At 74.0% G+C, this 13,946-nt stretch carries 16 protein-coding genes; 7 read left to right on the plus strand and 9 right to left on the minus strand.

The genetic code is table 11. The features are described 5' to 3' along the window. Positions 1-12: 12 nt before the first annotated feature. The 5 genes from ACFY2K_RS29020 to ACFY2K_RS29040 form a co-directional block, all read right to left on the minus strand. Positions 13-636, minus strand: a complete 624-nt coding sequence (locus tag ACFY2K_RS29020) for a hypothetical protein (protein WP_380588913.1) — start codon at positions 634-636, stop codon at positions 13-15. A 374-nt stretch (positions 637-1,010) separates the two neighbouring features. After that, positions 1,011-1,382, minus strand: coding sequence for a fic family toxin-antitoxin system, toxin component (locus ACFY2K_RS29025; RefSeq protein ID WP_380399960.1), 372 nt, complete (start codon positions 1,380-1,382; stop codon positions 1,011-1,013). Beyond that, positions 1,379-1,621 (minus strand): plasmid mobilization protein, encoded by a 243-nt coding sequence (locus tag ACFY2K_RS29030; RefSeq protein ID WP_350508867.1) that lies wholly within the window; start codon positions 1,619-1,621, stop codon positions 1,379-1,381. The genes ACFY2K_RS29025 and ACFY2K_RS29030 overlap by 4 nt, the downstream gene beginning before the upstream one ends. 30 nt (positions 1,622-1,651) lie before the next feature. Then, positions 1,652-2,317 carry an ATP-binding protein gene (locus tag ACFY2K_RS29035; protein WP_380522242.1) on the minus strand — a complete coding sequence of 222 codons (666 nt, stop codon included), beginning with the start codon at positions 2,315-2,317 and terminating at the stop codon, positions 1,652-1,654. A gap of 116 nt (positions 2,318-2,433) precedes the next feature. Continuing rightward, entirely contained in the window at positions 2,434-3,144 is a 711-nt protein-coding gene (locus tag ACFY2K_RS29040; RefSeq protein ID WP_380522244.1) for a helix-turn-helix domain-containing protein, read from the minus strand. A gap of 245 nt (positions 3,145-3,389) precedes the next feature. On the opposite strand from ACFY2K_RS29040, the gene ACFY2K_RS29045 reads away from it, so the two are divergent. From ACFY2K_RS29045 to ACFY2K_RS29055, 3 genes are all read left to right on the plus strand, one after another. After that, a complete protein-coding gene (locus ACFY2K_RS29045) occupies positions 3,390-4,250 on the plus strand; it encodes an NAD(P)H-binding protein (protein ID WP_387715348.1) in 861 nt (286 codons plus the stop codon). Positions 4,251-4,508: 258 nt separating this feature from the next. Next, on the plus strand, positions 4,509-5,345 hold the full coding sequence (locus ACFY2K_RS29050) for a slipin family protein (RefSeq protein ID WP_380522248.1): 837 nt from the start codon (positions 4,509-4,511) through the stop codon (positions 5,343-5,345). Positions 5,346-5,497: 152 nt separating this feature from the next. Beyond that, positions 5,498-6,862, plus strand: a complete 1,365-nt coding sequence (locus ACFY2K_RS29055; RefSeq protein ID WP_360231420.1) for an FAD-dependent oxidoreductase — start codon at positions 5,498-5,500, stop codon at positions 6,860-6,862. A 13-nt stretch (positions 6,863-6,875) separates the two neighbouring features. Here the strand turns inward: ACFY2K_RS29055 and ACFY2K_RS29060 are convergent, their stop codons facing one another. After that, a complete protein-coding gene (locus ACFY2K_RS29060; protein ID WP_380399971.1) occupies positions 6,876-7,502 on the minus strand; it encodes a TetR-like C-terminal domain-containing protein in 627 nt (208 codons plus the stop codon). 139 nt (positions 7,503-7,641) lie between these two features. Then, positions 7,642-7,821 carry a hypothetical protein gene (locus tag ACFY2K_RS29065; protein ID WP_387715353.1) on the minus strand — a complete coding sequence of 60 codons (180 nt, stop codon included), beginning with the start codon at positions 7,819-7,821 and terminating at the stop codon, positions 7,642-7,644. A 281-nt stretch (positions 7,822-8,102) separates the two neighbouring features. On the opposite strand from ACFY2K_RS29065, the gene ACFY2K_RS29070 reads away from it, so the two are divergent. The 4 genes from ACFY2K_RS29070 to ACFY2K_RS29085 all read left to right on the plus strand — a co-directional run bounded on the left by ACFY2K_RS29070 (position 8,103) and on the right by ACFY2K_RS29085 (position 11,765). Next, a complete protein-coding gene (locus ACFY2K_RS29070; protein WP_387715356.1) occupies positions 8,103-8,924 on the plus strand; it encodes a lipase family protein in 822 nt (273 codons plus the stop codon). Then, positions 8,921-9,358: a ribonuclease domain-containing protein gene (locus ACFY2K_RS29075; RefSeq protein ID WP_380522257.1), complete on the plus strand. Its 438-nt coding sequence runs from the start codon at positions 8,921-8,923 to the stop codon at positions 9,356-9,358. Before ACFY2K_RS29070 ends, ACFY2K_RS29075 begins: the two co-directional genes overlap by 4 nt. Positions 9,359-9,515: 157 nt before the next feature. Then, entirely contained in the window at positions 9,516-10,901 is a 1,386-nt protein-coding gene (locus tag ACFY2K_RS29080; protein WP_387715359.1) for a chloride channel protein, read from the plus strand. A gap of 150 nt (positions 10,902-11,051) precedes the next feature. After that, entirely contained in the window at positions 11,052-11,765 is a 714-nt protein-coding gene (locus ACFY2K_RS29085) for a DUF2278 family protein (protein ID WP_380640230.1), read from the plus strand. A 13-nt stretch (positions 11,766-11,778) separates the two neighbouring features. Here ACFY2K_RS29085 and ACFY2K_RS29090 read toward each other — a convergent pair whose 3' ends face one another. Together ACFY2K_RS29090 and ACFY2K_RS29095 are read right to left on the minus strand one after the other, a co-directional pair. After that, positions 11,779-12,462, minus strand: coding sequence for a response regulator (locus tag ACFY2K_RS29090; protein WP_380399981.1), 684 nt, complete (start codon positions 12,460-12,462; stop codon positions 11,779-11,781). Next, complete coding sequence (locus tag ACFY2K_RS29095; RefSeq protein WP_380522264.1) at positions 12,459-13,790, minus strand: histidine kinase; 1,332 nt, start codon at positions 13,788-13,790, stop codon at positions 12,459-12,461. Before ACFY2K_RS29095 ends, ACFY2K_RS29090 begins: the two co-directional genes overlap by 4 nt. Positions 13,791-13,946 lie beyond the last annotated feature (156 nt).

A 13,946-nucleotide genomic window follows, 5' to 3' on the forward strand; every position in this document is an offset into this window, starting at 1 on the left:
CCGTAGCGGGGCCTACGGCGCGAAGGTGAACTGCGGCCTCGGCTTGAGGCTCTTGAGGCACAGCAGGTACTTGTCGCTGCCGTGCTTGTAGGTGAAGTAGCTGTCGGCGTCGGGGTACTTCCGGCACTCCGTCTCACCGTCGTTGGAGTCGTCCGCCCGGCCCACGACCCGGGCGTCGGCCTGCGGGTCGGAGCAGGGAACCACCTTGAGGTCCGGGTTCTTGTCGTCCAGACCGGGGATGGCGATCACGTTGCTGTTGTGGACGCAGTCGCCGGCCTTGGCGAACTCCGGGTCGTCCTTCAGGAGCACGAAGAGCAGCGTGGCCAGGACGGCGGGGATGAGCACCCCGACGATCGTGGGCCGCAGGTAGACCGGCTTGCCCGGGTCCATCGGCGTGCTGGGGCCGCCGGGCAGCGGCTCGGCGAGCTTGTTGATCTTCGAGCGCTGCGGGATGTTGAGCAGCATGACGATCGGGTTGATGATCATCGACGGGATGCCCCACCAGCCCTGCCACAGGCTGTCGGAGGTCATCTCCCGGTGCGTGGCGATGCCGCAGTCGCGGCAGTACGGGCCCCGGCGCTTGAGGTAGCGCAGGACGACGATGAAGCCCTGGTGCCCGCGGATCGTGGCGTTCACGGCCGGGACGGAGCCGCAGACGGCGCAGGTGAGCTGCCCCTCGCCGTAACCGGGCGCCGCCCCCTCAATCGGGACGGCGGAGGCGGTCTCCGTGGGCGCAGCGGGAACGGCAGGCGCAGCAGGCGCGGTGGCTTCGGCGGGCCCGGTGGCGTCGGGCAGCTCGGCAGACTGAGTGGAAATGGTGGATCCCCCGTGGTGATCAAGAAAGTTCGCCGGGGAAACCTATCGCCCCTCGAACACCAAGACCGGACCATGGGGGCGCCAAGGAGCGGAAGGTCACCGAACCGTGATCCCAAATCGGTCGTTCGCCGTCGAATTCCGGCGACGCCCGTCCCAAGGCCCCGGGCTCCCCTGGCACCCCGAACTCCCCTGGCTCAGTGGTACCAGGTGCGGATCTTGGCCGCGGTCTCCCGGACGTCGGCGTTCCCGGCCCGGATCCGGGCGGCCAGTTCGACGGCCTGCTTGGAGTCGGCCGTGACGATGACGCCGGAGGCGCTCAGGTAGGAGGCGGCCACCACGGCGGCGAAGTGCTCGTTGGCGGACTCCAGCGCCGGGACCCGGATCAGCTGGTGCATCAGGGCGGCCGCCCGCTGGTGCACGGCGCCGTAGACCGGCACCTCCATCACCTCGTCGGCGTGCCGGGCCACGGCGGCGGCCAGGGTGCCGTAGTCGGTGACGTCCGGGTCGCTCGGCAGGAACTGGTGCGCGATGTCGAGCAGCCAGACCCGGTCGATCCGCAGGATCACGCGGCGTCCGCCGTGGCGTCGCGGGTGCTGCGCGGGTACGGCCCGAACTCCTCCTCGAACGCGGGCCCCCAGGCCTGGGCGAAGTGGGCGGCGGCGGTGAGGAACCGCTCGCGCCGCTCGTCCGCCTCCTCCGCCAGCACCTTGCGCGCGTAGTCGGGCAGGCTCATCCCGGCGGCCTCCGCGCGCTGCTCCAGGGCCTCGTGCACGGCGTCGTCCAGTCGGACGTTCAACTGCTTCATGGCGGTGAGCGTAGCCCCAGCTACGGATCGCTACAAGGCGGCCTCGGCACTCCGACCGCTGGCACGGGACGCCGCCGGGCCGTGTTCGACCCGGACCTCCAGGGCCGGCCAGTGCGCCGCCCACCGGGCCAGCCGCTCCGCGTCCGGGAGGCCCTGCGGGACCAACGCGGCGTCCGGGTGGAAGGTCACGCAGGTGCCGGTGGTGCCGTCGGGCTCGATCGGGTCGAGGCCGGTGACGGGGAGGCCGTGCTCGTAGCGCTGCGTCCAGGCGCCGTTGAGCCGGCGGTTGGTGTGGAGCAGCCGGGTGCTGAGCGCCGCGACCACCGACATGCCCCGGCGCGGGTGCCCGTCCGGGAGCAGCTCCGCGCCGGGGTCGTCGAAGAAGCGCAGGTCCTTGGTCGCCATGACCGGCTTCTTGACCGCCTCGCCGTGCTCGTCGACCCGGGTGTCGGTGCCCCGGCCGTCGTCGCGGACCGAGACCGCGCCGTCGGCGTGCAGGGTGACCACGCACCGGCCGGTGCCGCGCGCGGCCGCCTCGTCGCCCGGGTAGGCGAGTACCTCCAGCACCAGGTGCGCCACTCCGCCCGGTGCCAGGCCGCCCGCCCCCGCGCGGATCCCGGCGAGGTGCTCAGCGTCCACGGCGGCCGCCCAGTCGTGGGTGGTGTTGGTCCAGGTGTCCTTCGGGGTCGCGTCCATCCGAGGAGTATGCCCCAGCGCCCGGCGGCCGCCCACCATGGCTGTCCAGCACCGGCCGACCCCCAACACGCCGCGCCGGTAGGAAAGTTGCCGGACGGCCGCACGGGGGCGTCCGCTCACCCGGTGACGAGCCGTCGGCCGCTGATCTCGGCCGGGCGGATCCGGACCCAGCGGGGCCGGTCGCCGCCGGCCCAGGGGGCCGCGCCGGGCAGCCCGTCGAGGCGCTGCAGTTCGGCCGGGTCGTCGACGTACCGCGCCGTGCCGAGGGCGAGCACGCTCCAGCCGCGCCCCAGGTACTCGTCGATGCGGTCAACCTGGAAGGACACCTGTGCCCCCGACTCCGGCGCGGTGGCGGTGCGTTCACCGGTGCGGTAGGCGAAGGAGGCCTGGTCCACCACGTAGTTGACGGGGTAGACCGCCGGGCCCGGGCGCACCGGCAGGCCGATCCGGCCGATCCCGTGGGTGCCGACCAGCTCCCAGCACTCGGCGTCGGTGAGGTCGAGCAGGCGGGGTCGGGGGCCGGGCCCTTCGTGGCCGGGCGGGGCGTCCGCGCGGCCGGCCACGAGCTCCTCCCGACTGAGGCCGAGGGCGGCGGCGATCCGGACGAAGCCGCCGGGGTCGAAGGCGGGTCCGGCTTCGAGCAGGTGGCGCAGGTACTGCGGGGCCATCGCGGCCCGCTGGGCCAGGGCGTCCTCGGTGAGGCCGAGTTGACCGAGGCGTTCGGCGATCCGGCGGGCCACGACGGCGGGGTCGGGATCGGCGGTGGGATCGGCATCGGGGGTGCGGTCGGGATCGGGGGTGCGGTCGGGATCGGGAGTGTCGTTCACGGTGGTGGCTCCTCGGCTCGCCAAGGGGGGTGCCCGGACCGGTGTCCGGGCGGTGACCAGGCCGGATCCATCCAAGCGTCCGGCCCACCCCGAGTCGAGGAACGGCAGCGCCCCGTGCGTGTCGGAGAACCCCGGGGCGGGCCCGCGGGGCCCCGACCTTGATCACCCGTCCGCCGCCTGCGATCATCCCCCTGACGCGGACTCAAGTCCGCTTCGCGACAACGGGGAAGCAAGGAGACACATCCGTGATCGTCGTGACGGGTGCCACCGGTACGGTCGGCTCGAAGGTCGTCGTCGGACTGCGCGAACGCGGGCTGGCGGTGCGGGCCCTGGTGCGCGGCGGGTCGGCGGGCCCGGCCGAGTGGGACGCGGGGGTCGAGCGGGTCGCCGCCGACTTCACCGACCCGGCCTCGCTGGACGCCGCCCTGGACGGGGCCGACACCGTCTACCTGCTGGTCGCCGTGCATCCGGAGATGGCCCAGCACGAGCGCAACGTGATCGACGCCGCCGTGCGCACCGGCTGCCGGCCGCGGATCGTGCTGCACGCGGCCGCCGGCGTCGAGTACCGGCCGGAGGGGGTGCGCTTCGTCGGCTCGCACGTCACGGGCCTGGACCACCTCAAGGACTCCGGCCTGCCGTGGACCGTCCTCGGCCCGAACGGCTTCCACCAGAACTTCCTCGGCACGGCCCCGACCGTCAAGGCCGGCCACCTGGCCGTGCCGGGCGGCGAGGGCGCGGTGGCGTACGTGGACGCCCGGGACGTCGCGGCGGCCGCCGTCGAGGTGCTGGCCACCGAGGGCCACGAGGGCGCGGTCTACACCCTGACCGGCCCGGCCGCGCTCACCCACGACGAGGTGGCCGAGCAGCTGTCCGCCGCCGCGGGCCACCCGGTCGCCTACGCCGCGCTCACCCCGGAGGTCGCCCTCGACGGCCTGCTGAACATGGGCTGGGACCGGTGGCGGGCCGAGGGCATGGTCGAGCTGTACGGGCTGTACGCGGCCGGGCTGGCCTCGACGGTCAGCCCGGACGTCGAGAAGCTGACCGGCCGTCCGCCCCGCTCCTTCGCCGAGTTCGCCGCCGAGCACGCGGACGCCTTCCGCGCCTGAGCCACCCGCGCCGTTCCCGTCCCCGGGCCCCCGGGGGCGGGAACGGGGACGGGGACGGGGACGGGGACGGACCACCGCCCCCGACACCACCTCTCCCGGCGCCACCGCAGATCGTCAACTCACCGTCAAGATCCCTGCACAGCCCTTACCGTGCCGTCCGGCCGGGCGCATACTGTGCTGCGCGCGGCGAGCGCCCGGCGACAGGGCCACACCGGACCCGGCCCGGCCGCACCGCGACGGGGAGCAGGTGGAACTGGCGTGGCAGCACTCGTGATCGTGGCCGTGGTCGTCCTCTTCTTGTTGACGACCGGCGTGCGGGTGGTCCAGCAGTACGAGCGCGGTGTGGTGTTCCGGCTCGGCCGGGTGCGCGGGACGGTCCGCGAGCCGGGCCTGACGCTGCTGATCCCGGTGCTCGACAAGATGCGCAAGGTGAACGTCCAGGTGGTCACCATGCCGGTGCCCACCCAGGAGGGCATCACCAAGGACAACGTGTCGGTGAGCGTGGACGCGGTGCTGTACTTCCGCGTGATCGAGCCGATCAGGGCCACCGTGGACGTGCAGAACTACAACTTCGCCATGCTGCAGGTCGCCCAGACCTCGCTGCGCTCGATCATCGGCAAGAGCGAGCTGGACGACCTGCTGTCCGGCCGGGAGAACCTCCACCACGACCTGGAGGTCATGCTGGAGAGCCCCGCGTCGGGCTGGGGCGTGCACATCGACCGGGTGGAGATCAAGGACGTCAGCCTGCCCGACTCGATGAAGCGCTCGATGGCCCGCCAGGCCGAGGCGGACCGCGAGCGCCGGGCCCGTATCATCACCGCGGACGGCGAGTTCCAGGCCGCCGCCAAGCTCGCCGAGGCGGCGGCCACGATGTCCGCGACGCCGGCGGCCCTCCAACTGCGCATGCTGCAGACGGTGGTCGAGGTGGCGGCGGAGAAGAACTCGACGCTGGTGCTGCCGTTCCCGGTGGAGATGCTGCGGTTCTTCGAGGCCTCCGCGAACCGGCTCGCCGAGGGGGCCCCACCGGCCCCCGCACCCGCCGTCCCCACGCAGGCACGCGACGCCGAACCCGCCGCCCCGGTCGACGGCAGCTGACGTCCGGCCGGCCCGGAAAGTTCCCGGGCCGGCCATAGCTTGGCTCTATGAGGTCATAGATCGACACCGCCTACACCTCCGCGCGGCCAGCGGGTTGGCTGCAAGGGTCCAGACCATTCGGCCCGCTCCGTCCACCCGGAGGATTCACCCGCATGACCCGCTCGATCCGAGTCGCCATCGTCGGAGCCGGCCCCGCCGGGATCTACGCCGCCGACGCCCTGCTCAAGTCCGACGCCGCGAAGGCGCCCGGCGTCTCGATCGACCTGTTCGAACGGATGCCGGCCCCGTTCGGCCTGATCCGCTACGGCGTGGCCCCCGACCACCCGCGGATCAAGGGCATCGTCACCGCCCTGCACCAGGTCCTCGACAAGCCCCAGGTCCGCCTGTTCGGCAACGTCGACTACCCGACCGACCTCACCCTGGACGACCTGCACCGCCACTACGACGCCGTGGTCTTCTCCACCGGCGCGATGGCGGACCGCTCGCTCGACCTCCCGGGCATCGACCTGGACGGCTCCTACGGCGCCGCGGACTTCGTCTCCTGGTACGACGGCCACCCGGACGTGCCGCGCACCTGGCCGCTGGAGGCCGAGAAGGTCGCCGTCCTCGGCGTCGGCAACGTCGCCCTGGACGTCGCCCGGATCCTCGCCAAGACCGCCGACGAGCTGCTGCCCACCGAGATCCCCCCGAACGTGTACGAGGGCCTCAAGGGCAACCGTGCCGTCGAGGTCCACGTCTTCGGCCGCCGCGGCCCGGCCCAGGCCAAGTTCAGCCCGATGGAGCTGCGCGAGCTGGACCACTCGCCCACCATCGAGGTCATCGTCAACCCCGAGGACATCGAGTACGACGAGGGCTCGATCGCCGAGCGCCGCGCCGTCAAGCACGTCGACCTGGTCGCCGCCACCGTCGAGAACTGGGCGATCCGCGACGTCGGCGACCGCCCCCACCGGGTCTACCTGCACTTCTTCGAGTCCCCGGTCGAGGTCCTCGGCGAGGACGGCAAGGTCGTCGGCCTGCGCACCGAGCGCACCGAGCTCGACGGCACCGGCAACGTGCGCGGCACCGGTCGGCACACCGACTGGGACGTCCAGTCGGTCTACCGCGCCGTCGGCTACTACTCCGACGAGCTGCCCAAGCTGCCCTTCGACCCGGTCTCCGGCACCGTCCCGCACCAGGCCGGCCGCGTCCTGGACGGCGACGGCTCGCACGTCACCGCCGTCTACGTCACCGGCTGGATCAAGCGCGGCCCGGTCGGCCTGATCGGCCACACCAAGGGCGACGCCAACGAGACCGTCGCCTGCCTGCTGGAGGACCACGCCACCGGCCGGCTGCCCGGCGCCACCGAGCCCGACCCGGCGGCGATCGAGGAGCACCTGCGCGCCCGCGGTGTCCGCTACACCACCTGGGACGGCTGGAAGCAGCTCGACGCCCACGAGCGGGAGCTCGGGCAGGCCGAGGACCGCGAGCGCGTCAAGGTCGTCGAGCGCGAGGACATGCTGCGCCACAGCGGGGCGTGAGGCACGTCGGCGGTCACCGGCGGACGATCGGCAGCAGCACCTCGTCGACGATCTCCGCCGGGTCCAGCTCCACGGCGCCCCCGCCGCACAGCTTGATCCGGTAGAGCATCAGCGCCGGCACCACGTCGGTGACCAGCGGGCTGACCGCCCCGGGGCGGACCTCGCCCCGGGCGGTGCCCCGGTCGAGCACCTCGGCGATCAGCGCGGTGGTCGGGTCGACCACCCGCTCCTGCACCAGCTCCAGGAAGACCCGGGCCCGCTGGTGGTCGATCTCGCTCATGATGGCGCGGACGGCGGCGCCCAGGTCGCTGAACATCGCGGCGCGCAGCCCTGCCACCACCTCCAGGAGGTCCCCGCGCAGGCTCCCGGTGTCCGGGGCCGGCCGGGCCGGCGGCAGGGCGGCCCGCAGGGCGTCCATCACCAGCTCCTCCTTGGAGGACCACCGCCGGTAGAGGGCGGCCTTGCCGGTCTGCGCCGCGGCGGCCACGCCCTCCATGGTCAGCCGGGCGTAGCCGTCGGTGGTGAGCTGCTGGAGGGCCGCCCCGTAGATGGCGCTCTCCAGCGCCTCCCCGCGCCGACGGACCGGGGTGCCGGCCGCGTGCACGGTCCCGCCCTCGGCGGTTCGGACTTCAGCGGACATCGCTGCACACCTTCCGGGGACTCCCTGTTCACCAGGCCTACCGCCAATGTTAGTGAACGAATCCGTTCCCTCCCAAGCACCGTACGCGGTTCGGCCCCCGGCGCCGGCCTGCAGCTCCGGGGGCCGGCGGGGCACGGGCTCAGCGGTCGGCCTGGTAGGCGTTGAGCTTGCTCAGCGGGCCGTAGCTGCCGTCCTGGTAGACCGGCTGCATCTGGACGTCGCCGTAGATCTGGAACAGCTTCTTCGCCGGGTCGGCGGTGGTCGGGTTGCAGTTCGGGAAGCCGGTGTACCAGTAGGTGTACCAGTAGATGCTGGCCACGCCGTCGCCCTGCACGGGCGGCGAGCTTCATGGTCTCAAGTCCCTTTGCTCGATGGTGGAGTTCGTCCGGTGCCTCGACGAAGCCGCCGACGCCACCAACTAGCGCACCGGCCACCACCAGCCGCAAATCCCATGAAGCAATCAGCTGACCCGTCTACCTACGGACCGGTTCGTGCGCCGCCCCTGCTCTGTTGGAACGACTCCCGGGCCCGTCGCCCGGCCGTCGGCGGGCGGTTCCGCTACCAACGAGGGACGCCCCCCATCGAAAGGCGGCCCCCTTCGTGCCCGTCCCCACCACCTTCGACCAGAGCGCGACCGGCTACAGCCTCGCCCACGCCTACTGGCTGGCCAGGGCGTCGGACCTCGCCTACCAGAACGACGCCACCATCGACCGGCAGGCCCGGGACTGGGGCTTCGACACCGTGCGCCACCACGACACCCGGTTCACCCCGCCGTTCCCGCTCCAGGACACCCAGGCCTACACCATGGCGAGCGACCGGATGATCGTGGTCGCCTTCCGCGGCACCGAGCCCAAGGAGCTCCGCGACTGGCTCACCGACTCCACCACCCCGCCCTGGCCGGGCCCCGCCGGCACCGGCTACGTCCACTACGGCTTCGCCGAGGCCCTGGACTCGGTCTTCCCGGACGTCCTCAAGACCCTCACCGAACTCCGCACCGACGGGCAGAGCGTCTGGCTCACCGGCCACAGCCTCGGCGGCGCCCTCGCCATGCTCGCCGCCGCCCGCCTCCACCTGGAGGACCCCCGGCTGACGGCCGACGGCGTGTACACCTTCGGCCAGCCCCGCACCTGCGACCGGCTGCTCACCGCCGCGTACGACCGGGCCTTCCACGGCCGGAACTACCGCTTCGTCAACAACAACGACATCGTCCCCCAGCTGCCGCCCGAGCCGGCCTTCACCCACGTCGGCGCCCTGCGCTTCATCGACTCGGCCGGGACGGTCCACGAGGGCGCCAGCGGCCTGCTCTCCGGCCTCGCCAACCGGGCCAAGGGCTTGACCTCCGCCGCCTTCGAGCCCACCGGCGAAGGCGTCCGCGACCACTTCATGCGCAACTACCTGACGGCATTGGAGAAGAACCTGTGACCGCCCGCCTCGCCAAGACCGCCCTCGCCCTGCTGCTCACCGTCGGCCTCGCCCCGGCCGCCGTGCCCGCGCACGCCGTCACGGCCACCCGGGCCCCGGCCGCGCTCCTCCAGCCGCCGCTGCCGCTCGAAGCCTTCCCGCCGCAGGTGGCCCAGGCCTGCGAGACCTGGCGCCAGCTGGAGTGGCCGGCCACCCCGGAGCCCATCACCTACCGCCTCCCGGACGGCGAGTTCATCCGCGGCGGCAACCCGTACGGCAACCGCAGCGGCGATCTGCCGCACGCCACCACCTACCACGAGTACGACGTCAACCCCCGCCCCACCGCCAACACCCACCGGGACGCCGAGCGCATCGTCCGCGACACGGTCTCCAAGCGGGTCTACTACACCGCCGACCACTACGCCGACTTCCGCGAGATCTCCTACGGCTGCTGACCCGCAGCCCGCCCCGGGCACCCGCCGCCACCGCGGCGGGTGCCCGCTCCCGTGTACGGCGCCCGTACGGGCGGCACGCCGTGCGGGGCGGGCGGGCCCCGGCGAGACTCGGTCGCAGGGCGGGGGCCAGCACCATGAGAAACCCGAAGGAGCGGTCATGCCGGAGCCCGAGCCGCCGGACACGCCCCCGCGGCAGGGCGGCGGCCCCACCCTGCGCGAGGTGCTGCTGCACCGCGGCTACCTCGGGCTGCTGCTGGTCGCGGTGCTGGTCGGCGTCCCGATCTCGCTGGTCGCCTTCGGGTTCGTCGGCCTGGAGCACGAACTCCAGCACTGGATCTGGGAGAGCCTGCCGGACGCCGCCGGGTTCGACCGGGCGCCCTGGTGGTGGCCGCTGCCCGCGCTGGCGCTGGCCGGGCTGCTGCTCGCCCCGATCGTCACCCGGCTGCCCGGGCGCGGCGGCCACGTGCCGGTGGACGGGCTCGGCGGCGCGCCCGGCCTGCCCCGGGACGTGCCGGGGGTGGTGCTGGCCGCGCTCGTCGGCCTGCCGCTCGGTGCGGTGCTCGGCCCGGAGGCGCCGCTGATGGCGCTGGGCGGCGGACTCGCGCTGCTCGCCGTCCGGGCGCCCGTCCGGGCCCGGAACCCGCGGGTCGTCCCGGTGCTGGGCACGGCCGGGGCGGCAGCGGCGATCTCGACGATCTTCGGCAGCCCGCTGGTGGCCGCGGTGATGATGATCGAGGCGGCCGGGCTCGGCGGCCCCCAGCTGGTCGCGCTGGTCCTGCCCTGCCTGCTCGCCAGCGGCGTCGGCGCCCTGGTGTTCACCGGCTTCGGGCACTGGACCGGCCTGTCGATCGGCGCGCTCTCGCTGCCGCACGTGCCCGCGACCGGCACCCCCGACCCCGGGGACTTCCTGTGGGGGGTGCCGCTGGCGGTCGCGGTCACGCTGGTCTGCGTGGCCGGGCAGACGCTGGGCCGACGGGTCAAGGCCTTCACGGACACCACGACCGCCCCGCGGACGGCGCTGCGCACCGCCGTCCGCACGGTCGGCTGCGCGGTCGCGGTCGGCGCCTGCCTCACCGCGTACGCGCTGCTCACCGGCCGCTCGCCGGAGGAGGCCGCGCTCTCCGGCCAGGCCACCCTGGGCGCGCTCGCGGCCGACCCGGCGGCCTGGCCGATCGGCGCGCTGCTGGCGCTGGTGCTGTGCAAGACGCTCGGCTGGGGCATCGCGCTGGGCAGCCTGCGCGGCGGGCCGATCTTCCCCGCCGTCCTGATCGGCGCCGCCCTCGGTGTGGCCTGCGCGCCGCTGCCGGGCCTGGGCACCGCACCGGCGCTGGCCGCCGGGCTGGCCGCCTCCAGCGCGGCCGTGACCAGGCTGCCGGTGACCAGTACCGTGCTGGCCACGATGCTGCTGGGCGGGCAGGCGGCGAACGCGATGCCGCTGCTGATCGTCTCCGCCGTGACGGCCTTCCTCACCGCCGAACTGCTGCGCGGCCGGGCCGGGTCCGCCCCGCGGGCAGCGACCCCGACGTCGGTCGACCCGGCCTGACACCCCGGTCCGGCGGGCTCGTCAACGTTCGGTGCCATGGCCACCCCTCCGGGGGACGGAAGGTGAACATTCGCCGATTCCCCGGCCCCGCACCCGGCGCGTGGGCGATAACGGAGGGGCTCCTGGCCGACCCCACCCGAGGAACCGCCCATGCCCATCGCCCAGTACGGCGTGCTCGCCGCCACCGCCGTCGACCGCCGCCGCGAGGGCGCCACCGGCACCCCGCACTACCAGATCCACCTGCGCGACGCCGCCGGCACCGACTACCGCGCGGCCGTCAACGTGCTCTCCCAGCAGGCCCCTTCGAACCTGCTCTACTTCGCCGACGAGAACTTCCGGCACCCGGTGACCGCCCTCCTCCCGGCCGCCGGCAGCGGCTGGACGGCGCTGAACTCCCGCCCGGGCACGGCGAGTCTGGACTTCGTCCGCGGCAAGCTGTTCGACCACGCGGCGATGCACGTACTGCCGCCCGACCTCCCCGGCCCGGACAACGACCTCGCCGACCTGCTCGACCACTACGTGCAGCACGCCATCGCCGACCCGAACGCCGCCCTGTACGTGTTCGGCCAGCGCTTCGGGCCCGAACCCGGCGTCCCCGACAAGGTGTTCGGCTTCCTGCCCGGCAACGGCGTGCACGACGTGCACATGAACCAGGGCAACAGCGGCCAGTTCCGCGGGGACGACGGGGTGTACCAGGACGGCGCCCTGCTGATCCACCTGCCGGACGAGAACCGCTGGGCGGCGGTGTTCCTCGCCTTCCAGTCCCAGTCCTGGCACACCGACGACCGCACCGGCCACGGCCTGCCGGGTTCCGTCCCGCACCCCGGCCGGGCCCCGCAGGACTCCCCCAACAGCCGGGCCTAGTGTCTCCGCCGGATCAGGTGGTGATCGGCGGATTGGGCCGGGTCAGCCCGCGGTCGTAGGCGAAGATCACGGCCTGCACCCGGTCCCGGGCGCCGATCTTCGCCAGCACCCGGCTGACGTGCGTCTTGACGGTCGATTCGGCCAGCACCAGCCGCTGGGCGATCTCGTTGTTCGTCCAGCCCTGGGCGATGGCCACCAGGATCTCCCGCTCGCGCTCGGTCAGCGCCTCCAGCCTCGGGTCCTCGACGGGCGCCGCGCCGACCGGGCGGACCGGCAGGTGGTGGGCGTAGGCGTCGAGCAGCCGCCGGGTGATCGCCGGGGCCACCACGGCGTCGCCCTCCGCGACGGCGCGGATCCCGGCGAGCAGTTCCTCCGGCCGCGCGTCCTTGAGCAGGAAGCCGCTGGCCCCGGCGCGCAGCGCGGCGTGCGCGTACTCGTCCAGGTCGAAAGTGGTGAGGACCAGGATGCGCGAGCGCCCGCCCTCGGCGACGATCCGGCGGGTGGCCTCGATGCCGTCCATGCCGGGCATCCGGATGTCCATCAGGACGACGTCGGGCCGCAGGTCGGCGGCGAGCCGGACGGCCTCGGCGCCGTGCGCGGCCTCGCCGACCACCTCGGTGTCGGGCTGGCTCTCCAGCAGCATCCGGAAGCCGTAGCGCTGCAGTGGCTGGTCGTCCACGATGAGGACGGTGGTCACGGGTGGCCGCCTGTCGGGTCGGGGGTGAGGTCCAGGACGGCCTCCACGGTCCATCCTGCCCCAGGGCCGGGGCCCGCCGTGACGCTCCCGCCGTACAGGGCGGCGCGTTCGCGCATCCCGGCCAGGCCGTGGCCCTCGCCGTCCGGGCGCGTCGGCGGGCGGGTGCCGCCGGGCGGGCCGGCGTCCTGGACGCGCACCCGCAGCCGGGTGGCGTCGACGGTCAGGGTGACGTGCGCCCGGGTGTCCGCTCCGGCGTGCTTGAGGGTGTTGGTGAGGGCCTCCTGGACGATCCGGTAGGCCATCAGCTGGACGCCGCGGTCCAGCCGGTCCGGGTCGCCGGAGACGGTGTACACCACCTGGGGGCCGGCCGCGCGGATCCGGGCGCACAGGCCGTCCACGTCGGCGATGCCGGGCTGGGGGTTGAACTCGGCGGCCTGGTCGGCCTGGTCGCGCAGCACGCCGAGCATCCGGCGCAGCTCGCCGAGCGCCTGGCGGCTGGTCTCGCCGATCAGTTGCAGCGCCTCCCGGCCGCGCTCGGGGTGGGTCTGGGCGGCGTAGGCACCGCCGTCGGCCAGGGTGACGATCACGGACAGGTTGTGGCCGATGATGTCGTGCATCTCGCGGGCCACCCGGGTGCGTTCGGTGGCGGTGGCCAGCCGGCTGCGCTGGTCGCGCTCGATCTCCAGCCGGGCCGCCCGCTCGCGCAGCCCGGCCAGCTGGGCGCGGCGGATGCGCACCGCGATGCCCAGGGCGACGCCCGCGGTGGCGGCGCTGACCAGGAAGAACAGGGCGTCCCCGACCGGCAGTCCACCGCCCGAGACCTCGACCGCGGCCAGCGCCATCGCCCCGACCATCAGCAGGCAGGACCAGGCCAGGTGCCGCAGCCGGCCGTGCAGGGCCAGGCTGTAGAGCGCCACCAGCAGGGCCGCGTCGGCGCGCAGGCCCACGCCCAGCGACCACTGCAGGACGAACACCGCCATGATCACCGCGAAGGCCACCGTGGGCCGGCGGCGGCGCCACAGCAGCGGCAGCACCAGGCCGGCCTGGAGGAGCAGCGTCCACGGCAGCGGCAGCCGGACCAGGTTGAGCCGGTGCTCGTGCGGCCCGGTGTCCCCGTGGCCGGCGTCCCCGTGGCCGGGGAACAGGTCGGGCAGGCCGAACATCAGGAACACCACGGCGACCACGGCGGCGTCCAGCACCCACGGGTGCGCGCGGTCCGCCTCGCGCAGCCGCTGGCCGATCCGGGCCAGCCGGGCGAACAGCGGGTGGCCGGACAGCGCGTCGGTGGTCGCGAACGGGCCGGCGGAGGCGGAGTGGTCCTCGCTCACCGGGGGTTCTCCCTGCTGGTCGGGGGCGGACGGACGGAACGGTGCGGCGCCGGTGAAGGACCGGCGCCCCACCGAGAGTCTCCCAGGCGCCGGGCGCCTAGGGTCCGTCTTCGCGCTCCCGTCGTCCGCCTGGAGGGCGGGCGGGGCGGCGTTGGG

The organism is Kitasatospora sp. NPDC001309 (assembly GCF_042896295.1).
GTDB lineage: Bacteria > Actinomycetota > Actinomycetes > Streptomycetales > Streptomycetaceae > Kitasatospora.

Bases quoted from the DNA above. Each gene is read 5' to 3' on its own strand.
- ACFY2K_RS29035 (WP_380522242.1), bottom strand. From the start codon at position 2,317: ATGGACGCGACCCCGAAGGACACCTGGACCAACACCACCCACGACTGG.
- ACFY2K_RS29060 (WP_380399971.1), bottom strand. From the start codon at position 7,502: ATGTCCGCTGAAGTCCGAACCGCCGAGGGCGGGACCGTGCACGCGGCC.
- ACFY2K_RS29030 (WP_350508867.1), bottom strand. From the start codon at position 1,621: ATGAAGCAGTTGAACGTCCGACTGGACGACGCCGTGCACGAGGCCCTG.
- ACFY2K_RS29055 (WP_360231420.1), top strand. From the start codon at position 5,498: ATGACCCGCTCGATCCGAGTCGCCATCGTCGGAGCCGGCCCCGCCGGG.
- ACFY2K_RS29080 (WP_387715359.1), top strand. From the start codon at position 9,516: ATGCCGGAGCCCGAGCCGCCGGACACGCCCCCGCGGCAGGGCGGCGGC.
- ACFY2K_RS29085 (WP_380640230.1), top strand. From the start codon at position 11,052: ATGCCCATCGCCCAGTACGGCGTGCTCGCCGCCACCGCCGTCGACCGC.